Source organism: Azospirillum sp., assembly GCF_050789165.1.
Map to the genome: position 1 here is coordinate 1 of NZ_JBOZRT010000074.1, position 23,672 is coordinate 23,672.

The 23,672-nt window shown below is 69.6% G+C and carries 16 protein-coding genes; 12 read left to right on the forward strand and 4 right to left on the reverse strand.

All coding sequences use genetic code 11. The annotated features are described in order from the left end of the window. From ACRWK7_RS16375 to ACRWK7_RS16405, 7 genes are all read left to right on the forward strand, one after another. Nucleotides 1–3,587 (forward strand): beta strand repeat-containing protein (locus ACRWK7_RS16375; RefSeq protein ID WP_431857331.1); only part of this gene is annotated, 3,587 nt, incomplete at its 5' end. A gap of 156 nt (nt 3,588–3,743) precedes the next feature. Further along, nucleotides 3,744–5,516 (forward strand): tetratricopeptide repeat protein, encoded by a 1,773-nt coding sequence (locus ACRWK7_RS16380; RefSeq protein ID WP_431857332.1) that lies wholly within the window; start codon nt 3,744–3,746, stop codon nt 5,514–5,516. Between the two features lie 97 nt (nt 5,517–5,613). After that, nucleotides 5,614–6,207: a D-sedoheptulose-7-phosphate isomerase gene (locus ACRWK7_RS16385; RefSeq protein WP_431857333.1), complete on the forward strand. Its 594-nt coding sequence runs from the start codon at nt 5,614–5,616 to the stop codon at nt 6,205–6,207. A 42-nt stretch (nt 6,208–6,249) separates the two neighbouring features. Then, complete coding sequence (locus ACRWK7_RS16390; RefSeq protein ID WP_431857334.1) at nt 6,250–6,690, forward strand: hypothetical protein; 441 nt, start codon at nt 6,250–6,252, stop codon at nt 6,688–6,690. Between the two features lie 26 nt (nt 6,691–6,716). Further along, nucleotides 6,717–8,624, forward strand: a complete 1,908-nt coding sequence (locus ACRWK7_RS16395) for a tetratricopeptide repeat protein (RefSeq protein WP_431857335.1) — start codon at nt 6,717–6,719, stop codon at nt 8,622–8,624. 31 nt (nt 8,625–8,655) lie between these two features. Further along, entirely contained in the window at nt 8,656–9,423 is a 768-nt protein-coding gene (locus ACRWK7_RS16400) for a class I SAM-dependent methyltransferase (RefSeq protein WP_431857336.1), read from the forward strand. Beyond that, nucleotides 9,413–10,315: a methyltransferase domain-containing protein gene (locus ACRWK7_RS16405; RefSeq protein WP_431857337.1), complete on the forward strand. Its 903-nt coding sequence runs from the start codon at nt 9,413–9,415 to the stop codon at nt 10,313–10,315. The genes ACRWK7_RS16400 and ACRWK7_RS16405 overlap by 11 nt, the downstream gene beginning before the upstream one ends. Here ACRWK7_RS16405 and ACRWK7_RS16410 read toward each other — a convergent pair. Both ACRWK7_RS16410 and ACRWK7_RS16415 read right to left on the reverse strand, forming a co-directional pair. After that, nucleotides 10,226–11,893: a glycosyltransferase family 9 protein gene (locus ACRWK7_RS16410; RefSeq protein ID WP_431857338.1), complete on the reverse strand. Its 1,668-nt coding sequence runs from the start codon at nt 11,891–11,893 to the stop codon at nt 10,226–10,228. The two genes, ACRWK7_RS16405 and ACRWK7_RS16410, sit on opposite strands and share 90 nt — an antisense overlap. After that, a complete protein-coding gene (locus ACRWK7_RS16415; RefSeq protein WP_431857339.1) occupies nt 11,890–13,479 on the reverse strand; it encodes a glycosyltransferase family 9 protein in 1,590 nt (529 codons plus the stop codon). The genes ACRWK7_RS16410 and ACRWK7_RS16415 overlap by 4 nt, the downstream gene beginning before the upstream one ends. A 191-nt stretch (nt 13,480–13,670) precedes the next feature. Between ACRWK7_RS16415 and ACRWK7_RS16420 the strand changes: the two genes are divergently transcribed. Then, the gene (locus tag ACRWK7_RS16420) at nt 13,671–14,390 is read left to right on the forward strand and encodes a hypothetical protein (protein ID WP_431857340.1); all 720 of its coding nucleotides are present in this window, start codon (nt 13,671–13,673) and stop codon (nt 14,388–14,390) included. Here the strand turns inward: ACRWK7_RS16420 and ACRWK7_RS16425 are convergent. Next, entirely contained in the window at nt 14,369–16,507 is a 2,139-nt protein-coding gene (locus tag ACRWK7_RS16425; protein WP_431857341.1) for a tetratricopeptide repeat protein, read from the reverse strand. The genes ACRWK7_RS16420 and ACRWK7_RS16425 overlap by 22 nt on opposite strands. A gap of 131 nt (nt 16,508–16,638) precedes the next feature. Between ACRWK7_RS16425 and ACRWK7_RS16430 the strand changes: the two genes are divergently transcribed. The 4 genes from ACRWK7_RS16430 (at nt 16,639) to ACRWK7_RS16445 (ending at nt 22,478) form a co-directional block, all read left to right on the forward strand. Further along, on the forward strand, nt 16,639–17,790 hold the full coding sequence (locus ACRWK7_RS16430; RefSeq protein WP_431857342.1) for a glycosyltransferase family 4 protein: 1,152 nt from the start codon (nt 16,639–16,641) through the stop codon (nt 17,788–17,790). A 178-nt stretch (nt 17,791–17,968) separates the two neighbouring features. Beyond that, nucleotides 17,969–19,150 (forward strand): glycosyltransferase family 4 protein, encoded by a 1,182-nt coding sequence (locus tag ACRWK7_RS16435; protein WP_431857343.1) that lies wholly within the window; start codon nt 17,969–17,971, stop codon nt 19,148–19,150. Nucleotides 19,151–19,201: 51 nt separating this feature from the next. Beyond that, a complete protein-coding gene (locus tag ACRWK7_RS16440) occupies nt 19,202–20,491 on the forward strand; it encodes a nucleotide sugar dehydrogenase (protein ID WP_431857344.1) in 1,290 nt (429 codons plus the stop codon). Between the two features lie 43 nt (nt 20,492–20,534). Further along, nucleotides 20,535–22,478 (forward strand): tetratricopeptide repeat protein, encoded by a 1,944-nt coding sequence (locus ACRWK7_RS16445; RefSeq protein ID WP_431857345.1) that lies wholly within the window; start codon nt 20,535–20,537, stop codon nt 22,476–22,478. A 66-nt stretch (nt 22,479–22,544) separates the two neighbouring features. Here ACRWK7_RS16445 and ACRWK7_RS16450 read toward each other — a convergent pair whose 3' ends face one another. Beyond that, a complete protein-coding gene (locus ACRWK7_RS16450; RefSeq protein WP_431857346.1) occupies nt 22,545–23,444 on the reverse strand; it encodes a methyltransferase domain-containing protein in 900 nt (299 codons plus the stop codon). Nucleotides 23,445–23,672 lie beyond the last annotated feature (228 nt).

Genomic DNA, 23,672 nt, shown 5'->3' on the forward strand with positions numbered 1-23,672 from the left:
TCGTCAGCCTGTCGGGCGGTTCGGGCAACACCACGGTGGTGTCGCTGCTCGAGACGCTGACCGGCAGCGGCGGCACGGATCTCATCACCATCGGCTCCGCGGGCGTCACCGCCCTGGTGTCGGGTGTCGAGACGCTGGCCGGCGGTGCGGGCACCGACATCGTCTTCGTCAGCAACAGCGGCAACAGCCTGGTCGTCCGCGGCCTGGAGATCCTGGTCGGCGGCACCGGCTCCGACGTCGTCACGCTCGACAACACGGGCAACACGACGACGGTCCGCGGTCTGGAGACCCTGGTCGGCGGCACCGGCGCCGATGTCATCACCATCGGCGACACCGGCACCACCATGCAGGTGTCCGGCCTCGAGACCCTGGTTGGCGGTGCGGCCACCGACGTCATCAGCGTCGGCTCGCTCGGCTCCACCACGGTGGTCTCGCTGCTCGAGCAGATCACCGGCGGTGCGGGTACCGACACCATCGTCATCGGCTCCGCGGGTGCGACCATCACCCTGTCGCTGGCTGAGACGCTGACCGGCTCTGCTTCGACCGACGTGGTCACGCTCGGCAGCGCGGGTGCCACCACGTTCGTCTCGAACGTGGAAATCCTGGTCGGCGGCGCGGGGTCCGACGTCGTCACGCTCGGCAGCGCTGGCAACAGCATCCTGCTGCGTGGCATCGAGACCCTGACCGGCGGCGTCGGCACCGACGTCGTGACCATCGGCGACACCGGCGCCACCTTCACGGTGATCTCGGTCGAGACGCTGACGGGCGGTGCGGGCACCGACGTCATCACCCTCGACACGGCCGGCAACACCCTCGTGGTGTCGCTGCTCGAGACGCTGGTCGGCGGTGCGGGCACCGACGTCGTGACCATCGGCAGCGCGGGCGGTTCCGTCACGCTGACGAACGTCGAGACGCTGCTCGGCGGTGCGGGCGTCGATGTCGCCACCCTGGCGGCTTCGGGCAACACCATCCTGGTGCGTGGCGTCGAGACCCTGACCGGCGGCGCCGGGACGGATCTCGTCACCATCGGCAGCACGGGTGTGACCGCGGTCCTGGTCAACATCGAGACGCTGGTCGGCGGCAACGGCACCGACGTCATCCTCCTCGGCACGTCCGGCAACACGACGCTGGTGCGCGGCCTGGAGATCCTGGTCGGCGGTGCGGGTTCCGACATCGTCACCCTCGATGCGACCGGCAACACCACCACGGTCCGTGGCCTCGAGACCCTGACGGGTGGCGCGGGCACCGACATCATCACCGTCGGCGACACGGGCACCACCATGCAGGTGGTCGGCCTCGAGACGCTGAGCGGCGGTGCGGGCACCGACATCATCTCGACGAGCTCGTCGGGTGTGACGCTGGTCCTGTCGGCGCTCGAGACCCTGCTCGGCGGTTCCGGTGCCGACGTCGTCGCGACGACGAGCGCCGGCGCCACCCTGCTGGTCTCGGGTCTGGAGACGCTCACCGGTGGCGCGGGCTCCGACGTGGTGTTCACCTCCACGGCCGGTTCCTCGCTGCTCGTCCAGGGCCTCGAGATCCTGGTCGGCGGCGCGGGCTCCGACGTCGTCACCATCGGCGCGACGGGCGCCACCACCACGGTCCGCGGCATCGAGACGCTGACCGGCGGTGCGGGCACCGACATCATCACCCTCGGCAACACCGGCATGACCAGCCTGGTGTCCGCGGTTGAGACGCTGGTGGGCGGCACGGGTACCGACGTCATCGTCACCGCGGCTGCCGGCGCCACGCTGGTGGTCACGGGCCTCGAGACGCTGACCGGCGGCGCGGGTGTGGACGTCGTCACCATCGGCTCGGCCGGCGCGACGGCGATCATCTCCGGCGTCGAGACGCTGCTGGGCGGCACCGGCACGGACGTGCTGTTCGTCGCCAGCGCGGGTGTGACGACGCAGGTCGGCGCGATCGACATCCTGGTCGGCGGTGCCGGCACCGACATCGTCAGCCTGGCGAGCTCCGGCAACACCGTCACGGTGCGCGGGCTCGAGACGCTGACGGGCGGCGCGGGCTCCGACCTGGTGATCACCGGCGACACCGGTACGACGATGCAGATCTCGGCGGTCGAGATCCTGGTCGGCGGCTCCGGCACCGACGTGGTCGGCATCGGCACGTCGGGGACCACGGTCCTGCTGCGCGGGGTCGAGACGCTGCTCGGCGGCTCGGGCTCCGACGTGGTGACGATCGGCGACACCGGCACGACCACGCTGATCTCGGCCCTCGAGACGCTGACCGGCGGCGCGGGCTCCGACATCATCTTCACCGACTCGAACGGCAGCTCGCTGCTGGTCGGCGCGGTGGAGATCCTGGTCGGCGGCACCGGCTCCGACAACGTCACCCTCAGCAGCTCGGGCAGCACCATCACGGTGCGTGGCGTCGATACGCTGAGCGGCGGTGCGAGCAGCGACCTCGTGTTCCTCGGCGATACCGGCAACAGCTTCACCGTTGCGGGCAGCGTCGAGATCCTGATCGGCGGTGCGGGTACCGACAACATCACCCTCGGCACCTCGGGCAACACGGTTCTGCTCCGTGGCCTCGAGACGCTGACGGGCGGCTCCGGCAGCGACGTCATCACGACCGGCAACACCGGTACGACGATGGTTGTCAGCGGGCTTGAGTCGCTGATCGGCGGCACCGGGTCCGACGTGATCTTCACGGCGACCACGGGCACGACGATGGCGGTCCGTGGGGTCGAGATCCTGGTCGGCGGTTCGGGTACGGACAGCATCGCGCTGGACGCCTCGGGCAACACGATCACGATCCGCGGTGTCGATACCCTGCAGGGCGGCACCGGCACCGACTGGGTGTTCCTGGGTGACACCGGCAACACCATGTCGCTGACCGGCGGCGTCGAGATCCTGGTCGGCGGCACCGGCACCGACGTGGTGTCCTTCGGCTCCAGCGGCGTGACCACCACGCTGCGCGGCGTCGAGACGCTGATCGGCGGCACGGGTTCGGACCTGGTGACGCTGGGCAACACCGGCAACACCTTCTCCGTGTCCAACGTCGAGACGATCATCGGCGGCACGGGCTCGGATCTGGTGACGGTGACCGGCGGTACGGTCCGCTTCGAGGTCGGCTCCGCCGGCAACGCTCAGCTCACGCTGGCGTCCGGCAATGGTGTCGATCAGGTGGTGCTCGCCTCCTCCACGTTCGTGGCGGCCGGCAGCACGACCGGGGCGAACCAGATCTCCAACTTCCAGTCGGGTACCGACCAGCTGGTCCTGACGGGTGCCCTGCGCACGCTCCTCGACCGTAACGGTGACGGTACGGTTCAGGGTGCGGCTCGGGCGACCGGCGCGATCAACCTGGCGACCGACGAGGTGAGCCGTCTGACGACGGCGGTGTCCAGCCTGACCGATCTGTCGGGTGTGGCCACGGCCATCGGCACGCTCACCAACTCGACGGCTGGTGCGAACGTGATGGTGCTCGCCAACAACGGCACCAACACCGGCGCCTACCTCGTCACCGACACCAACGGCGATGGCCAGGTGACGGCGGCGACGGAGATCAAGCTGCTCGGTATCTTCAACGGCAACACCACCATCGCCACCAGCGATGTGGTCTTCGGCTGATCGATCTGATCGCTCAGCAAACGGGGGGCGCTCCTACGGGAGCGCCCCTTTTTTTTGGTCCCGGTCTTTGCGACCCGGGCGCGGGAATTGCCGATTCGGCCGAATGTCGATATAGCTGGGCGCCCCCCGCTCCGGATGACCCGCATGACCGATCTGTTGACGCAGGCCCTCCACCATCACGGCGCCGGCCGGCTCGCCGAGGCGCAGGCGGCCTGCGTGGCGGCCCTGCGCACCGATCCATCCAATTTCGCCGCCACCAATCTCCTAGGTGTGCTGCTGTTCCAGCGCGGTGACCTCAACGGCGCCGCCACGGCCTTCACCGCTGCGCTGAGGGGACGGCCGGACGCGCACGACGTCCTGCTGAACCTCGGGGTTGTCCAGCAGGCCCTCGGACGGGCCGGCGCCGCGGCCGGGACCCTCCGCCGCCTGATCGCACTGCAGCCGACGCACGTCGGCGCGTACAGCCGGCTTGGCGTGGTCATGCAACTGGTCGGCGACATCGATGGCGCCACGGTGCCGGCGCGCCGAGCCGTCCGGCTGCAGCCCCACTCGGCTCAGGAGCACGGCAACGCCGCGGTGCTTCAGCTCGCCGCCGGCTCGCTTCCCGCGGCGGTCGGGCTGCTGCGCAACACCCTGGCGCTCGACCCCGCCGATGCCGGTGTCTACCGTCTTCTCGGGACCAGCCGGTTCAACCTCGGGACTCCGTCGGAAGCCGAGGTGGAGTTCCGCCGCTCGCTACAGCTCGATCCCGGCCATCCGGATGCGGGCCACGCGCTTGTGCGGTCGGCACGCTACAGCCGGGCCGCCGCAGCGCGACACGACGCCGGAGCAGTGCCGGGGCTCGTCGTCCGCGGGCACTTCTCCGGGGTCAGCGGCTACGCCCACATGACCAACCGGTATGTCGCGCAGCTTCTCGCCCGTCGCGTTCCGCTGGATCTCATCGGCCTGTTCGGAGGCGAGACCTGGGAGAACGGCCCGGTTCCGCCGCCGGTGCGGGCGCGCGCGGCGTTGCATTTTCTCGTCCCGCCGGCGGTCGAGCCGGTGCCGGGCCTGCCCACCGTGCTGTTCTCGATGTTCGAGGGAACGCGAATTCCGCCGGCCTGGGGCCGGTTGTGCCAGCGGTTCGAGACGGTGATCGTGCCGGCTGAATCCTCGCGCGTGGCCTGGGTCGACGCGGGATACCCGGCCGATCGCCTGCGCGTCTGCCCGCTTGGCGTCGATGCCCAGATGCCGGACGGCCCGTCGCTGACCTTCGCGGCACGCGACGGCCGCCGCGTCACCGACTACCGGCGCCGGTTTCTCAACGTATCGGACTTCCTGCCGCGCAAGAACGTCGACGGCCTGCTGCGGGTCTGGCTGACCAGCACGCAGGCGGCGGACGACGCGGTCCTGGTCCTCAAGCTCGGCAAGGGCAACCCGAAGACGAGGGCTGGCATCGAGGAGCTGTTCGCGCAGACTGAGGCCGCGGTGGGCCGGCGGCGCGAGCAGGCGGCGCCGATCGTCGTCCTCGACCAGGCGTTCGACGAGGAGGGCATGACCGCGCTGTTCCGCATGGCGACCCATTACGTCAGCCTGTCGCACGGCGAGGGCTGGGACCTGCCGATGTCGAAGGCAGGGGCGATGGGGCTGCAACTCGTGGCGCCGCGCAACAGCGCTTACCTCGAATACCTCGACGACGAGGTCGCGCACATGATCCCGTGCGCGGTCGGCCCGGCGCACCTTCCCTACAGCACCGACCCCTGGCCGCCGTTCCACGGGCTCGACTGGTGGGAGCCGGACGAACAGGCGGCCGCCGCCGTGATCCGGAGCATTCTCGATGGCTGCGACGGCCCGCCGAAGGATGCCCGCACGCGCCTGCTCCAGCGCTTCACCTGGAGCCAGGCGACGGAGCGCCTGCTCGCCGTGCTGCGCGATGCCGGCGCGTTGTAACGGCGCGCCCGCCCCCGAACGGAATATTTCCATTGAAGCGAGCCCGGCCGGTTGGCAATGTCGGGGCCGCCTCAACAACCGCGCTCCAGCCGTCATCATGGAACACTCATCCTCCGGCCGCTCCGCCCTGGGCGCCTACCTCGATCAGTCCATCGCCGTCCTGGAGCGCACCCGCGACGCGTTCGACCATGGGCTGGTCGAGCAGGCCATCGACCGCATCGTCGATGCGCTCGGCGCGGACCGCCCGCTGCTGGTGTGCGGCAACGGCGGCTCTGCCGCCGACGCCGAGCACATCACGGGCGAGCTGGTCGGCCGCTTCCTCAAGAATCGCCGGGGGCTGAAGGCGATCAGCCTGGTGTCCGGTGCCGCCACGCTGACCGCCTGGGCCAACGACTACTCCTACGAGACTGTGTTCTCGCGGCAGGTTGAGGCCTACGGCCGGAGCGGCGGCGTTCTCCTCGGCCTCAGCACCTCCGGCAACTCGCCGAACGTGGTGGCGGCGTTCGAGATGGCGCGGTCGCTGGGTGTTGGCACCATCGCGCTGACCGGCGAAGGCGGCGGCAAGCTGGCCTCGCTGTCCGACGTCCTGCTCGCGGTGCCGTCGCGCAGCACGCCGCTGATCCAGCAGGCGCACATCTGCCTCTATCACTACATCTGCGAGCACGTCGAAGCGCGACTGGCCGGTGCTTGACCGGCCGGCGTGGCGGCGTCTCCCCACGACACGAAGCCAGTCATGAACGATCTGTCCTCCGCCATTGCCGCGCGCAGCCGGCTGGTGATCAACGTCGAGGCGGACGACCGCACCGTCCTGTTCCCGGACGGCAAGTTCCTGACGCACATCGCCGTCAGCGAGGATGCCGACGGGGGCGTGCGGCTGGACGCCGTGTTCCTGTTCAACGAAACGCGCCTGGACACACGGCTGGCGGTGCTGGACCTGGACGACGCCCGCGATTTCGCCCGCGCCCTGCTGGACGCCGTGTTCCAGGGCCGGACCCAGCACGTGCTGTCCGACGTGGCCCGAATCGCGGTCATCTTCAATCCCAACGGGTTCGTGCTGAAGTTCGGCGAGGAACGGGCGCTCAAGGAACTGTTCATCGCATCCCCCGCCATCGTGCGACTGTCGCAGGGACTCCTGCGCATGGTGGACCGGGTGTCCGCCCTGCCGCCGCATTGACCCGCCGCACGCGCCCAGAGGAACCCATGGCGACCATCGAACAGGCCCTGGCCATTGCCGTCGAGCATCACAACGCCGGTCGTCTCGACGCGGCGCTGGAGCTGTACCGGCGCATCCTCGACGTCGACGCGAGGAACATCAACGCGCTGCATCTGGCCGGCGTGGCGCACCGGCAGAAGGGAAATCTGGCTGAGGCGGTCGCGCTCATCGGCCGGTCGCTGAGCATCGACCCCAGCTTCACCCACGTTCACAACAACTACGCCAACGCGCTGCTGGCGGCGGGGCGCTTCGAGGATGCCGCGGCGGCCTACCGCCGTGCGATCGTCGTCGATCCGGCCTTCCTGCCGGCACAATCGAGCCTCGGCAGCATGCTGTGCGGGCAGGGCGGTCCGGATCATTGGGCGGAGGCGGTCACGGCACTGCGGCACACAGCGCGCCTGCAGCCGGGCCGGGCGGAGACCTACCATGATCTCGGCATCGCCTTGCGCCAGACCGAACGGCTGGACGAAGCCATCGACAGCTACCGGCAGGCGATCCGCCTGCGCCCGGACTTCGCCGCGGGGCACATGAGCCTGGGCAACGCGCTGGTCGAACAGGGCGACCGCGCCAGCGCTGTCGCGTGCTTCCGCCGAGGTCTGGCGCTGCGCCCGGACTCGCCCGAGCTGTACTACAACCTCGGCAACGGTCTGCACGCCCTCGGCCAGCTGCTGCCGGCGTTCGATGCCTACACGCGGGCGGCGGAGCTGGGTCTGAACGGCGGGCTGGCGCGGGCCGGCATGATCCTGCTCCAGCTCGGCCGCCGCGCGGAGGCGGAGGTCATGCTGCGGCGGTCGCTGTTCGCACCGGGCGGCGACATCGCGTCGGCGCTCGACCTGCTCGCCTCGCTGATGATCGAGGACGGGCGGCTTGAGGAGGCGCGCGCGTTCTTCCAGCAACTGGAGCAGCAGCCTCTCGGCACCGGGCGTGCGCATCCAGGCGAATGCCGCACGGCGCTGGCCACCGTCGAGCTGGCCGCTGGCCGCGCGACGACGGCAAGCGCGCTGCTCGCCCGCGTCACCGGTGACAACAGCCGCTTCTTCACCGTCAAGTCCATCGCCGCCTTCCGCAGCACGCTCGAGGAGCTGGGCGCGACGCTGGAGCGGGCTGCCAACCCGGATCCGGCCCGGCCGCGCATCACCTCGTCGACGCTGGCCACCCACGGACGCTTCGCGCACAACGCGCTCGAGTACGTCATGATCCGCCTGTACGCCGAGAAGTACGGCTATGTGGTGGAGACGCCGGACTGGGTCGGCGGCTACTATTTCGACCTCGACGACCCGCCGCAGTCCGGGCCGCTGTCGCCGCTGTATTTCCCGCGCCGGATCATCAACCGCCTGGTGACCGGAACGGCCGGGCACCCGCCCATTGCCGACTGCGACATCCTCTCGCCTCTGTTCCTCTTCGAGCACAAGGAGGAATACCGCGAGCGCGTGCAGTCCTGGCTGAAGCCGCGCGCGCTCTGGCGCCCCTTCCTCGATCCGGCCATGGCGGCGCTGCGCGCGCGCGGCCGGACCGTGGTGGCGGTGCACATCCGTCGCGGCGACTTCATCCAGTACAAGTACCCGATCACCGAGACGGCGTCGTACGTGGAGTGGCTGCGCGAGCTGTGGCCGACGCTGGAGGACCCGGTGCTCTACGTGGCCAGCGACGACCTGGAGGGCGTGCGCCACGACTTCGCCGAGTTCCGGCCGCTGGCGCGCCCCGACGTGGTGCCGGCGTGGCCGGGGCTCGACTATCTCCAGGATTTTCATGTCCTGATGAACGCCGACGTGGTCGGAATCAGCGCCGCCAGCGGCTACAGCATGCTGGCCGCCCGGCTCAACACCACAGCCCGCCTGTTCGTCGAACCGGACATGCGGACCCGCCGCATCCGGCCCTTCGCCCCCTGGGTGTGACGCGGACGGGATTACCAGAGGATCAAGGCCGATGACGATCGACGTTGCCACCAAGGAATTCTACGACTCGTTCTGGCCGAAGTTCGTGCCGATCTACGAGGAAACCAAGAAGTACATGCTGGAGACCATCGCCGAGCGCCACGTCGGGCGGGCGCTCGACGCCGGGTGCGGGCACGGCATCTGCTCGGTGGTGCTCTCCGAACTGGCCGACGAGGTGACGGCGGTCGACATCTCGACCGACAGCCTCGCCACCGCCCGGCAGCAGGCCAAGGCTTTCGGCCGCGCCAACATCACCCACCACCACCAGGACCTGCAGACGCTGGACCCGGCGATCTCCGGGTTTGATCTGGTCTGGTGCTGGGGCGTGGCGATGATGGCGCCCGACCCCATCAAGGTGATGCACAACCTGATGAACGCCACCAAGCCCGGCGGCGTGGTGTACCTGGGGCTGTACCTCAAGACCTGGCTGTCGCCGGTGCACGAGGCGGTGCGCCACTTCTGCCGCACCTTCATGAACGGGCCGCGGCGCAAGCAGCTGGTGTGCGACTTCTTCACCGCGCTGACGCACGTCGCCTGTCGCCTGAAGGGGCAGGAGATCAACCGCCGTGCCGACAACGTGTCGATCCAGGCCCAGGTCGAGGACTGGTACTACCCGCCCTACAAGACCTTCTACTCCATCGAGGAGATCGTCGAGCTGTTCCACCGCAACGGCTTCGAGGCCGAGTGCATCCAGGACCGGCTGGGCCGGATGAAGAGCGCCACGATCTTCGTCGTCCGGGCCGTCAAGCATGGCGGCTGAGGACGCCGGGCTGCGGCCGCCGCCCGACTGGGCGGACCTCGCCCGCCGGCTGGCGGCCGTGCACGTCGCCACCGGCTTCACCGGCGGGGTGACCCGCATCCCGGCCGACCAAGTCGCGCGCGACATGTTGTCGGAAGCCCGCGCCGACGAGCAGGTGGCCGAGATGCGGCGCATCGCCGATCTCCGGGGCAAGCGGATCCTCGAGGTCGGCTCGGGATGCGGCATGCTGGTGGTGCGTGGGCGCGTGGCGCACGGCCTCGACCTGTGGGGCGTCGAGCCGAGCGCCGGCGAGTACGGCGCCACCCTCGACGTGGCGCGCCGCCTGCTTGACCATTACGGCCTGCCGCAGGACGCTATCGCCGAAGCGCCGGGCGAGGCCCTGCCGTTCCCCGACGCCAGCTTCGACGTCGTCTACTCCTCCAACGTGCTGGAGCACGTGCGCGATCCCCAGGCGGTGATCGACGAAGCGGTGCGCGTGCTCAAGCCCGGGGGCCAGCTGCTGTTCGTGGTTCCCAACTACGGCTCATGGTGGGAGGGGCATTACGGTATTCTGTGGCTGCCGCGCATGCCGGCGTGGCTGGCCAAGGCGTACGTGCGGCTGCTGGGCCGCGATCCCGCCTACGTGGACACCCTCAACCTCGTCGACCGCGGCCGGATGGAGCGCTGGATGGCCCGCCACGCCGGCACCATGGAGGTGCTGGACTGGGGCTGGGACGTGTTCGAGCAGCGCCTGCGGACGCTGGCGTTCAGCGAATGGGCGGCGCTGGCGACGGTCAAGCGCATCGCCCGGCTGGTGCACCGCTCAGGCCTGCTGGAACTCGTGCTCCGCGTCGGCCGGCGCCTGCACTGGGAAACGCCGATCATCCTGCACGCCCGCAAGCGCGCGCCCTGACGCGGCGTCGGTCAGCGCCGCCGCGATCCGCGTGAACACCCCATCCCAGTCGCCCGGGCGCTCCTGCCGGAAGACGCGCATCGTTGGGTACCAGGGCGTCGTCTCCCGGTCGTCCATCCACCGCCAGCAGGCGCGGTGCGCGAGCACCAGCCAGACCGGCCGGCCCATGGCGCCGGCGAGGTGCGCGATGCCACTGTCCATGGTGATCACGAGGTCGAGGTTCGCGACGACCGCAGCGGCGTCGCGCATCGCGTCCGGTCCCGCGTCGTAGTCCGGCGGCAGCTGGACGACGCGGTCCACGGCGTGCTCGGGCACCCGCTTCTGCGGCGTGTCGGCCTTCTGCAGGCTGACCAGCCGGACGCCGGGAACCGCCGCCAGCCGCTCGAACGCAGGGAAGGGAAGGACCCGCATGATGTCCGCGGGACGGTCCGGCGCGCTGTTGTCCCAGACGATGCCGACCCGGAAGCCGTTCACGCCGCGCAGCCGGCCGGCCCAGTGGGCGGTGTCCGCCGCGGGCGCGGCCACGTATGGCACCGGCGCGCCGGGCCGGTCGGGCGCGGCGCCCAGCAGCAACGGCAGGCTCATGAAAAGTGCCTTACGGCCCCGCGCGGGAAGCTGTGGCGGATTGACGGCGATTCCCTCGCTTCCCGGCACCTGCCGGACGATCCATTCCACGCCGGCCCGGCACACCACCACCACGTTGCGGCACAGCCGCCGCACGGCCGGCAGGTACCGGACGAACTGGAGGGTGTCGCCGAGCCCCGCCTCTTCGAAGAGCACGAGCGCTGTCTCGCCGTCGAGCGGACGGCCGTCCCAGACCTCCAGCTCGGGATGGCGGGCCGGCAGGCGCAGCCGGCTGACCCGCTGTTCCAGGCCCGGCAGGCCGCCGTTCCAGTCGCCCAGGCACAGCCGGCTGAAACCGGCGACGTACCCGGCGAAGGGGGTGTCCGCGTTGATGCGCAGAGCGCGGCCGGCGTCACGGAGGGCACCCCGATGGTTGCCCAGCTCGCTGCGGGCCGACGCCCGCTCTGTGAGGGCCGCCGGGTCGGCCGGCTCCAGGGCGATGGCCACGGCGGCGTGCCGCTTGGCCCGGGCGAAATCGCGTTCGAATTCGATCATCGGATGGGCGGCGCACACCCACCCGGCCGCTTGCCCGGGTGCCAGCCGGCACACCCGCAGGAAGATGCGCAGGGCCGCCCGGTGGTCGTCGGGCTGGCCGCCGGCGTACCAGGCGCGGCCGAGCAGCAGCAACGCCTCGGCATGGTCGGGCGCCACGGCCGCGGCCGCCTTGAGCAACGGCAGAGCCGCCGCTGGTCGCTCGTTCAGAACGTGCACGCGCGCCGCGTTGACCAGCGCTGGGAGCTGGGCCGGCGCCACGCGCAAGGCGTGCCCGATCAGGCGGAGGCCATGGTCGGCATGGCCGCGGTCCTTCAGCAGCAGTCCCAGCAGATGCAAGGCGTTGTGCTCGGCCGGCTGGTGCATGAGCGCGAGGCAATAGAGCCGCGCCGCATCGATGGGGCGCCCCGACCGGTGATGCTCGACGCCCCGGCGCAGGAGTTCGCCGACGTCCCCGGTCACTTCCGGGCCTCGCCGCGGCGGCCGGTGGCTTCCCGGCGGAGCGCCGCCGCGATCCGCGTGAACACCTCGTCCCAGTCACGCGGGCGCTCCTGCCGGACGATGCGCATGGTCGGGTACCAGCACGTCGTCTCCCGGTCGTCCATCCAGCGCCAGCAGGCCCGATTGGCGAGTGCCAGCCACACCGGCCGGCCGAGCGCCCCGGCGAGGTGGGCGACCGCGGTGTCGATGGTGACCACGAGGTCCAGGTTCATCATCAGCGCGGCGGTGTCGGTCAGGGCGTGCGGCCCCTGGTCGAGGTCGTCGAACTGCAGGATGCGGCCGGCGTGCGTGGGCGGCACGCGCTTGTCCGGGCTGTCGGCGACGTGCAGGCTGACCAGGCGCACGCCCGGCACGTCGGCCAGCCGCAGCACCTGCGACACCGGCGCGGAGCGTCGCGGGTCCGCCGGGCGCGATGGGGTGCCGTTGCTCCAGCACACGCCGATGCGCAGCCCGTCCACCCCGCGCAGCCGCTCCGCCCAGCGGTCCACCAGGGCCGGGTCGGTGCGGAGATAGGGCGTGTCCCGGGGAATCGTCTCCGGCCGGCCGCCGAACAGGTGCGGCAGGCTGAGGAACAGCGCCTTGGCGCCCGCCTGCGGCATCTCCGGCGGGTTGAAGACGATGGCTTCGGCGCCCGGCGCAGCGGCGAGCAGCCGTTCCAGCGGCTTCGGGCAGACCACCACGACCTCACGGCACAGCCGGGCCGCCGCCGTGGCGTAGCGCAGGAACTGGATCGAATCGCCGAACCCGCCTTCGGCGTGCAGCAGCAGCGTGCCGTCGGGAAGCGGCCGTCCGTCCCACGGATGTAGCTGCGGCAGCGTCCCGCGGAAGCCGATGTTGCTCAGCCGGTGCTCGTAGAACGCCAGCCCCTCCCGCAGGTGGCCGAGCGACAGCAGCCCGATGCCGAGGGCGTGCTTCGCCCAGTCGAGGGTCGGGTCGATGGCGAGGGCGCGGCGCGCGTCGGCGTTCGCCCGATGATGCTCCCCCAATTCGCTGCGCACGAAGGCGAGCTGAAGGTGATGGGCCGCGTTGCCGGGCGCGAGCGCTACGGCGGCGACGGCGTGCCGCAAGGCCTCGTCGAACGCGGCGACCATGTTGTGGTTCAGCGCGACGCTCAGCGCGTGGCGGGTGTCGGCGTTGTCGGGCATCAGCCGGCAGGCCCGCCGCAGCATGCACGCCGCGTGGTCGCACCGCTCGCTGCGCAGCAGGACCCGGCCGAGCAGGGCTTCGGCGTCGCCGCGCTCCGGCTGGACGGCGGTCGCCGCCGCCAGCGGGCGGATCGCGGCGACGCACTGGTCGCGCTCGACCGCCTGACGGGCGAGGTTCAGCAAGGTGCCGACGTGCAGCGGCGCAATACGCAGGCAGCGCCGCATGAGCCGCGCTGCGTCGTCCGCCATTCCCGCGGCGCGTGCCACCAGCCCGAGCAACTGGAGAGCGTCCGCCTGCACCGGGTCATCGGCGAGCACGCGGCGGTACAGGCGGCCGGCCTCGGCGAGACGGCCTTCCCGATGGCGGGCGACGGCGGCATGCAGTGCGGCGGTGCTGTCCACGGACGCGGTTCCCCAGAATGCGGCGTCGCGCATCCGCCGCCGGCGCTGTGTAGCATAGGGCCGGGAAACTGCGAGGGCGTAAACGCCGCACCCGGAAATGGCCGTGCGAAAAGGCTTGGCGCAACCGCCCCGATTGCCTTTACCTTGCGGCCCCGGCTCGGTCCACGGTTCTGTTGGTGAAGGGGCAGGCGATGAGCGGTCGCGGCATTCTCTATATTGTCTGGGGCGAGGCGCTGAAGGGCTTGCTGCAGCGCTCCATCCAATCGGTCAAGGCGCATCATTCCGAGCTGCCGATCCAGGTGGTCACGCTCCCGGCCGACCTCGACCCGTACAAGGGGCTGCTCGAGAAGTCGCGCATGTTCGACCTCTCACCGTTCGAGACGACGCTGTTCCTCGACTCCGATACGGTGGTGCTGGGCCGGCTCGACTTCGGATTCGCGCAGGCGGAGCGCTACGGCGTGGCGTGCGCGATCTGCGAATGCCCGTGGGCGGGGCGTTACCAAGGCCTGTCGGGCGATCTCATCGAATACAACACCGGCGTCCTCTTCTTCGCACGGAAGGCGAAGCCGCTCTTCGACCGCTGGCGGGAGCTGGCGCCGGCCATCGACAGCTCCTTCTACCACGTGCCTCCGGGCCGCAAGGTGGTGGGCCGCATGGATTTCAACGACCAGGCGGGCTTTGCCAAGGCGGTGGACGACACCGGCTTCCTGCCGGCGGCGCTGCCGCCCAACTGGAACTTCCGGCCGCGCTGGCAGAAGTCGTTCTTCGGGCCGCTCAAGATCTGGCACGACTACGACGACGTGCCGCAGGGCGTGCTGGACGCCAACGCCTACTACGCCGGGACGCCGAACGCGGTGATGCAGTGCGTGACCCTGTACACCGGCGAGAATCAGTCGGTCCAGCAGTCGTAGAACCAGCCGAGCCGGCGGTAGCGCTCCGGGTCGGCCCGCACCGTGTCGGGGAAACCGCCGTCCAGCGGCACCACCTGGAACTCGCCGCCGTAGCCGTGCGCGGAGTCCATCAGACCGAAGATGCCCTGGCCGGAACGCAGCGCCGCGCGCAGGCGCCGCGGATCCTCATCGGCGAGGCGCGTGTATTCGCTGTGCGCGTAGGAGGTCAGCTTGCCGATCACCTTCTCGATGCCGCCCAGCCACGAGAAGTGCCAGCCGCAGTCGTAGAGCAGCGTGCCGTACTTGGCGATCGCCAGGAACCGCGTGAGGTCGGGGCCGAGCGCCTCCAGCAGCCGGTAGGGCAGGGCGATCGGCTTGTGCCACTTGTAATTGCACTCGAAGTCGAGGAAGCCGCAGTAATAGTCCACCGACAGCCGGTTGAGGCGCGTGGCCAGCACCGGGTTGTCGCGGATGGCCTCCACCGTCCGGCGGCGCGGGATCTCATCGACGTCGCCGATGAACACCACGTCGTCTGGCGCCGCACGGCCCAGCAGGCCCTGCATGATCGCGTCGCGCTGCACCTTCTCGCGGTCCCACGGGGACGGGCCGCTGCCGTCCCCGGCGACGACCTGCACGATCTTGTCGGCGAAGCGCGCGAACCGCGCCGCGTTGTCCTGGAAGATCAGCGGCTTCGGCTTGCCCTGGAACGTCCAGGGCGCCTCGACCACGACGAAGGCATCGACGTGGTCGTACAGTTCCTCGAACCGCAGCTCCAGAAGGTCGAGTTCGTTGTAGAAGGTGAACCCGTCGAACACGCGCGGCCGGCGGGGGGGCTCGGCGCCGGCGGCGGACGGGGGAACGCCGACCAACCGCGGCTCGGCAAGCAGCGCGCGGTTGTATGCGTCCATGGCGGCGTAGAGCTCGATGTTGCCCCACTCGTCGGTGTGCTCCTTGTGGGACAGCACCGCGGGGTCGCACCGGCGCCGGCGCTCCTTGAGGACGTCGAGCAGGCCGCGCCGCGCGGACTCAAGGTCCGGGCGGAACAGCAGGGCCTCGTGGAAGTGCGCCGAGGCGTCCTTCAGGCGATCCTCGCGCACCAGACGGGCGGCGAGATCCGCATGCGCCTCGCCGAAGCCGCTGGGGTCGGCGAAGGCCTCCCGGTCGCGGCCGAGCAGCTTCAGCGTCAGACCGAGGTGGAATTGCGCCGGAGCGTGCTGGGGATACCGGGCCAGCGCCTCGCGGAAGGCGGCCTCGGCCGCGTCCAGCCGCCCGTCCTGCCGCTCGATCAGGCCGAGCTGGTAGGCGGCCTCGCCCCTGGCGTCGGCCGCGGCTGGAATGGCGCGGAACGCCTCGGCCGCCGCGCCGTCGCGGTTGGCATGGCGCATCGCCATGCCCAGCCGGTGCCGCAGCGGCGCGTCGCCGGCACGCAGGCGCGCCGCCACGGACAGCGCGTCGGCCGCCTCGTCCCACACGCGCAGCGCCTCCAGCACCCGGCCGAGTTCGTCGTGCGCCTCGGCGCTGCCGGGGTCGAGCCGGACGGCGCGGCGCAGCAGCCGGGTCGCCTCAGCGAAGCGGTTCGCCTGCAAGAGCAGGCGGGCCAGCGTCATCAGGACCCCGCACGTCGCCGGCGCCAGCGCGACGACGCGGGTGTAGGCGGTGACGGCCGCGTCGATGCGGCCGAGGCCCAGGTGCAGGTTGGCGGCCTGGACGAACAGGTTTGGATCGCCGCCGTCGAGTGCGGCCCAGCGGGCGAAGGCCGGCAGCGCCTCCGCCGGCCGGCCGAGGCCGGCCAGAACCTGCCCCAGCGCTGCGAAGGCCGGCGCGAAGTCCGGAAGCAGGCGCGTGGCGGCGGCGTACTGCTCGGCCGCGGCCTCCGCCCGTCCGGCGCCGCTCAGCGCGTTCCCCAGGTTGAAGCGCAGTTGACCGACCGCCGGGCTGCGCTCCACCGCCTGCCCGATCAGGTCGGCGGCGCCGGCCGCGTCGCCGCGGCTCAGGCGAAGCAGGCCGAGCAGGTGGAGCGCGTCGGTGTGGCCGGGCACGGCGTCGAGGATGCGGCGATAGAGCGCGTCCGCCTCGTCGAGACGGCCGGCACGGTGGTGCTGGAGCGCGAGATCGAGGGCTTCCTGGAGTGTCGCCATGTCTGGATGGTGCCCGGTCGGAAGGACAGGAATGCGTCCCGGCGGTATATCGGCCCGACCGCTGGAAGGGAACAAGAATCGCCGGTTCCGGGGCCGATTGACCGGCCGTCCGGCGGTGGTTACAAGGGCGCATGAGACTGTGTTTCATCGATCCCGTCGAAGCCGATTACAACGCCGCGTCGCCCTACGCGGAACCGATGGGCGGAACCCAGGCGGCGACCTGCTATCTGGCCGAGGCGCTGGCGGCGCGCGGGCACGACGTCCACCTGTGGAACGACACCTCAGCTCCCGGCTGGTACCGCGGCGTTTCCTGCCAGAACTTCCGCCGGCTGCCCGGCGATACCAGCTTCGATTTCGACGCGGTCGTGGTGAACACGTCGGCCGACAATTACATGATCGGCCGTTTCCACAAGTTCTTCAGCCGGCGCAGCCGCTTCCTGATGTGGTGTCATCTCTCGGCGGCGCAGCCCGCGGGGCAGGCCCTGGCCGATCCGGCGCTGGCGTCGGTGTGGGACGCCTTCGTGATGGTCAGCCACTGGCAGGCGCGCGGCTACCTCCAGGAGCACGGCCTGCCCGAGGAGCGGGTGCGCGTCATCCGCAACGCCACCAGCCCGCTGTTCGAGACCCTGTTCGCCGGTGAGCCGGACGTGTTCGCCCGCAAGACGGCGCTGTCGGGCGGGCGCATCACCATGGCCTACGCCAGTTCGGCGACCCGTGGGCTGGCCTTGCTCCAGCACATCTTCCCACGCGTCCGCGTCCGCCATCCGGAGGTGGAACTGGCCGTGTATTGCGGCCCTCAGGCCGGCCGCACGACGGAGATCTCCGCCGATCCCATCCTTGCCCCCTTCCTCGGCGTGCCGGGAGTGGCGCACGTCGGGTCGGTGTCGCAGGCCGACTTGGCGCAACGGCTGACCCGGACGGCCTTCCTGGTCTATCCCTGCATCGTCGAGGAGACGGCCTGCATCTCGGCGATGGAGGCCATGGCCGCCGGCTGCCGCGTGGTGACGCACGACCTCGGCGCCCTGTCGGAGACCGCGGCCGGCTTCGCCGCGCTGCACCCGCCCAGCGTCGACCGGACCAGCCACTGCGCCAACTTCACCGACCTGCTGTGCAGCGAGATCGCGCTGTGGAAGAGCGGGCGCCTGCTGCCAGACCTTCTGCCGCTCCAGGTCGCCTATTCGGCGGCCAACCGCTGGTCCTTGCGGGCGCAGGAGTGGGAATGGTTGATCCGCTCCATGCTCGACGCCGGGGGCGAGCCGGTCCGGCACAGGGCAACGTCCTAGGCCTTTGCGCCTCCGGTCGGCAGCGCGCATATGCCTATTGAAGCGGCCGGGCAACCCCGGTAGGTTGCCGCGCGCGACCGAGGTGCGACCGATGCACCGGCGTTCGCCCGCTGTGCGCCCGTGCGCGTGCGCCCGTCCTGTCGCCGGGGCGTATGGCCGGGGCGAGGAAGGGGACATCGTGACGCAGCAGTTGGCTTTGACTTGGCAACTCACCGAGGTCCACGGCTGGGGCCTCGTGGGGGTGCACACCTGCCTTTACCTCGCGGACATCGGGGCGCCGCCGCTGCTGCTGATCAAGCCGGCCATGGGCACGCTGCGCCCGGAGAACCGCGCCAAGCTCCAGGGACTGGAGGCCGGCTTCGCCCAGGCCGACGCCCTGTCCAGGCAACACGGCGGCAAGACGCTGGTGCTGCAGAACTTCAACGTGCTGCACGCGCTCGGCAACGGCTTCGTCGCTGGCCCGGCCTCGACGCAGTTCCGCGGCACGCGCAACGTCGGCGTCATCGCCTACGAGGAGACCCGCTTTGACGACGAGGTGCTGGCGCGGGCGCGCAGCTACGACAAGCTCGTCGTCCACTCCGCGTACAACCGCCGTCTTCTCGAGGACCGGGGGTTCACCAACGTCGGCGTCGCCCTGCAGGGCGTCGACCCCAGCGAGATGGTGGCCCTGCCGGCGACCAAGCGCTTCGGCGACCGCTTCGTCGTCTTTTCCGGCGGCAAGATGGAGTTCCGCAAGTCGCAGGACATCGTGCTCGCGGCCTTCCGGCGCTTCCATCAGCGCCATCCGGACGCGCTGCTGATCACCGCCTGGCACAACGCCTGGCCGCACACCGCGATGAGCATCTCGGAATCCTCCCACACGAAGGTGGCGCCGACCATCGGCGAGGACGGGCGTCTGCGCATCCGCGACTGGGCGGTGGCCAACGGCGTGCCGGACGACGCCTTCGTCGACCTCGGCTTCCTCGGCCGCAACCAGATCGCCGGCGTGCTGGCGGAATGCCACGCCGCGGTCTTTCCCAACCGCTGCGAGGGGGCGACCAACCTGGTGGCGATGGAGGCGATGGCCTGCGGCGTGCCGACGATCCTGTCGGCCAACACCGGCCACATGGACCTGCTGCGCAGCGACCGCGTCGCCGGCGACCTGGTCCTGACGCTGGACCAGCAGACCCCGGTGCCCGACAGCGACGGCAGCCGCGAGGGCTGGGGCGAGTCCTCGGTGGACGAACTGGTCGAGCGGCTGGAGTCGCTCTACAGCGATCGCACGGCCGCGCGCGAGCGGGCGGCCCGCGCCCAGCAGTTCATCCTGGGCGAACGGACGTGGCGCGAGTTCGCCAAGGCCTTCGTCAACGCCGTGGCGTAAGCACCCGTGGCGGCGCCGGTGCGCCGCCCTTTCCTTGTGAGGACCGCGCCGATGCGCTCCCCCCGCCACATCTCGGTCATCGGGCTCGGCTATGTCGGGCTGCCGGTCGCGGTCGCGTTCGGCCGCCGCGGCTATCCGGTGGTCGCCTTCGACATCGCGCCCAAGCGCATCGCCGAACTGCGCGCCGGAACCGACCACACCGGCGAAGTGTCGCCGGACGCGCTGGCCGAAGCGAGCCTCGCCTTCACCACCGACCCGGCGGACCTGCGCCGGGCGGATTTCCACATCGTCACCGTGCCGACGCCGATCAACGAGGCGCTGCGCCCGGACTTCGGCGCGCTGCTGGCGGCGACCCGCACGGTGGGCGGGCAGCTCAAGCGCGGCGACATCGTCGTCTACGAATCCACGGTCTTCCCCGGCGCCACCGAGGAGATCTGCGTGCCGGTGCTGGAGGCGGAGTCGGGCCTGACGCTCGGGCGCGACTTCGCCGTCGCCTATTCGCCGGAGCGGATCAACCCCGGCGACCGCGTCCACCGTTTCGAGAGCATCGTCAAGGTGGTCGCCGCGTCCGACCCGGCGGCGCTGGACGTGGTGGCGGAGGTCTACGGCAGCGTGGTCGAGGCGGGGATCCACCGGGCGCCGGCGATCGCCGTCGCCGAGGCCGCCAAGGTCATGGAGAACACCCAGCGCGACCTCAACATCGCGCTGATGAACGAACTGGCGATGATCTGCCACCGGCTCGGCATCGACACGCAGGACGTGCTGGCCGCCGCCGGGACCAAGTGGAACTTCCTCAAGTTCGTCCCGGGTCTGGTCGGCGGCCACTGCATCGGCGTCGACCCCTATTACCTGACCCACCGGGCCGAGCAGATCGGCCACCACCCGCAGGTCATCCTCGCCGGGCGGCGCACCAACGACGCGATGGGTGCCTATGTGGCGCGCGAGACGGTCAAGCGCATCCTGCGCGGCGCTCGCTCGCGCGACGACCTGCGCGTCGCCGTGCTGGGCCTGACCTTCAAGGAAAACGTCCCGGACATCCGCAACACCAAGGTCATCGACATCGTCCGCGAGATCGAGGCCTTCGGCATCCCGGTGTCCGTGCACGACCCGGTCGCCGACCCGGCCGAGGTGGAGGCGGAGTACGGGCTGCGGCTCGCCGACCTGGGCGCCCAGCCGCCGGCCGACGCGGTGGTGCTCGCCGTGGCGCACGAGGAGTACGCGCGCGCCGGCTGGCCGCTGGTCGCCGGGTGCCTGAAGAATGGCCGCGGCCTTGTCGTCGACATCAAGGCGGCGCTCGACCGGCACGCCGTGCCGGACGGTGTGGAGTTGTGGCGGCTGTGAACGTGGATCACGTATCAGTCAGTTGATGGAGTACCGTCCGAACATGTCCGATACGCTCCCCCTCTCCGCCGGTCTAGAGTCCGCATTCCGCCTGCTGCGAGCGGGGGACTGGCACGCGGCGATCGTCGCCTGCCGAGAGGCGCTGTCGCGAACGGGCGAGCACCCGGCGGCTATCCTCATCGCGGCTATGGCGGCGGAGCGGCTGGGGCGCGCCGATGTGGCGCACCAGCTTGCCCGGCAGGCAGCCGATGCGCTGGAGACGTGGTCATCACGGAACGCGCAGGCCGGACGTCGCGACGCGGCTCTCGCTGCGCTGCGTTGGGCGGTCGCCCTTAGCCCGGAGGACGCCGGCCTTTACGAACGCGGCGGGGAACGGCTGATCGGGCTCGGCCGCATCACAGACTCGGCGCGCATGTTCCGGCAGGCGCTGCGGCTTCAGCCCGACCTGACGCTGCCGGCGTCCCGGCTTCCCGATATATGCGCCGTGCTCGGGCAGTGGGGAGACTGTGCCCGCACCCTGCCCTGGGCGATCCGGGTCGATCCCACCAATCCGGCCCTTTATTACCTCCAGTGCCTCACCGAGCTGTCGTTCGGCCGGCCGCAGGCAGCGGAGCGAGCCATCGGTCGGGCCATTCGGCTCGGGGGAATACGCGCGAGCTACGAGTTGCAGCGGGGCTATGCGCTGTTCGATCTTGGGCGGGTCGAAGAGGCGTTGGAGGCCTTCCAGTCGCCGCTGCGCGACGCGCAGACCCGCCAAGCCGTTCTCGACAACGTGACGGTTGGCCCACGGCTGCTTGCCAATGCCGCCAAGTGCACACGGCTGCTGGGCCGGCCCATCGCGGATCTCCCGGTCAATGTCGCCTACGCTGAACAGGAGGTCGCCCGCGCGCGCGCGCGGCTAGAGGCGGGCGACCAGCAGGCTGCCAGCCAGCATTACGCGCACGCCGTCGCGTCTCGTCCGGATCGCGACGACATCGCCGCTGCTCTCGATGCGCTGTTGTGGGACTGGCAGGAAAGCCTGAAGACCCCCGGCATCCCCATCGAGAAAGCCAATCCGGAATGGGTGGTGATGGAATGCCGGCGTGCCGATGCGAGGTATTGGCGGCTCCTGAACGCCGAACCAAGCTATGCGGGCGTTCCCAGCCGGGTGCCGGCCGCCGCCGCTCGAAAGCAACGCCGGGTGTGGGATGGCTTCATGTTCTCGAACGAACTGGACATCCTTGAGCTGCGGCTAAATGTGTTGGACGGCGCGGTTGATCGGTTCGTCATCGTGGAATCACCTTGGACTCACCAGGGCCAACCGAAGGAGCTGGTATTCTGGAACAACCGTGACCGGTTTGCCGCCTTCGCCGATCGCATCGTCCACGTGGTCGCATCGGAGCGCCGCATCGGCGTGCCCTGGGAACAAGAATCCTACCAACGCACCAGTATCGGTGACGGGCTCGCCGCGGCAGACGACTGCGATCTGCTGATAATCGCCGACGTTGATGAGATTCCCCGGCCTGAGCTGGTGCGACGCATCGCCGGCGACGACTTCCTCGCTGGCCGGCTCAACGGCCTGTCGGTGAGCAGCTACAACTACTTCATCAACTTCGAATCCTATCAACCGTTCGTCCGGCCAGTGATTCTGCCGATTGGCATGGCGCGCAAGCTGGGGATCAACTTGGGGCGCCATCTTCTGCTCCGATCGGCTCACCACATCGTTCCGGTCATTCCTGAGGCGGGATGGCACTTTTCGTGGATCGGTGGCGTGGATGCGGTCTGGCGCAAGCTTCAGAACTTCTGCCACCTTGAACTACTCGACCGCATGCCGACCAGGGAAGAGGTGCGTGAGAAGCTGGAAAACGGCGACCTCCAGATTACCGCGCAGCAGCTGGAGGGGCATTTTGTCCCCGTAGATTCCAGCTTTCCCAAGGAGATCCAAGCCAATCGGCAGAAATACGAGGCGCTCGGTTGGATCTGGGAGAAGAAATCAGGCCGGATCTGAACGCCGGCGAAGCGGTGGCTTCCAATTGTGACGTATTTCAGATTTACCGCTTCTGCCGCGCTGCTGTTATGCGTTTTCTGGGCGTTTCAAGACCAGACAAATGCCTTGGGTGGCAAAGTGCGTGCGGCCGGGATGAAGATGCTCAAGGCGCTTCTGCAGGGAAGCGTCGATGTGCTCGGCAAACGTAACGGAAAATTGTGACACTTTGAATTGGCTGTTCGACACATAAAGTAGATAATCCTCGACAAACAGCCGGTTGATATGAGGAGAATTATAAATATAATAGACGACCTCGCCTGCGGTGACGGCATCGGTGTGTCGGCGAAGGTGCTGATGCATTTCGGATGGTCGCATCAGGAGATGGCCCCATGGCGGAATAAGGCTCTGGTCAAACACCTTGCCGTCAGCATCTTGCAAGACCGGAAGATGATGGCCGATCGACGATGACCACACAGGTGAAAACATGGAGAACAAAGTGCCGCCGGGGCGTAGCGACCTATAGATCGCATCTAATGCCGTGGGCAAGCGATCGATGTGCTCAAAGGCAGCAATCGAAAATGCCACGTCGAAGTAATTATTGAAAACCGACGGCGATTGCTCGATCCGTCCCGTGAGGACCGTATATCTTTGATCAAGTTCGTCTGGTGACACGTCCGATAGAGGTACGGCGCTAGACCACGATTTGTTGGCGGCTGCGTCAGCTCGTGCAACTTCATCCCAATACTGTGTCTCCTCAACGGCAATCCAACTGGATGCGCCGAGGAAATCCAAAGCAAACTCGCGAGGAAGACTGCCACCGACCTCAAGTACACGTTTGCCTGCGAGTCCTACCCGAAGCTGTGCCTCTTGGGCAAACGCAACATGGTAGGACAGCCCAAAGCGCAACTGCAGTCGGGCAATATCGTCTCTAGTCCACATGCGGTGATATCCTTCGGCTTTGGGCCAGGGAGGCGGGAACTGCACCATGCTGGTCCCAACCGGAACCTGAGCAAATCTACTTCTGCGCACATGCTTTGCCATGATGTGGCATGGAACGCCGTACAGACCTGGGCGTTATACGAGGCTGATTGGCCGGCTTCAACGAGCATTTCGGCCAACCCTTTCCCCCGGCTACGGCAACGTGCTCATCTGTTGGATCGATAGACCGCCATGGCGCGGGCAGGGTTCCGCAGCGCCGAACCGGCACCTGACGGC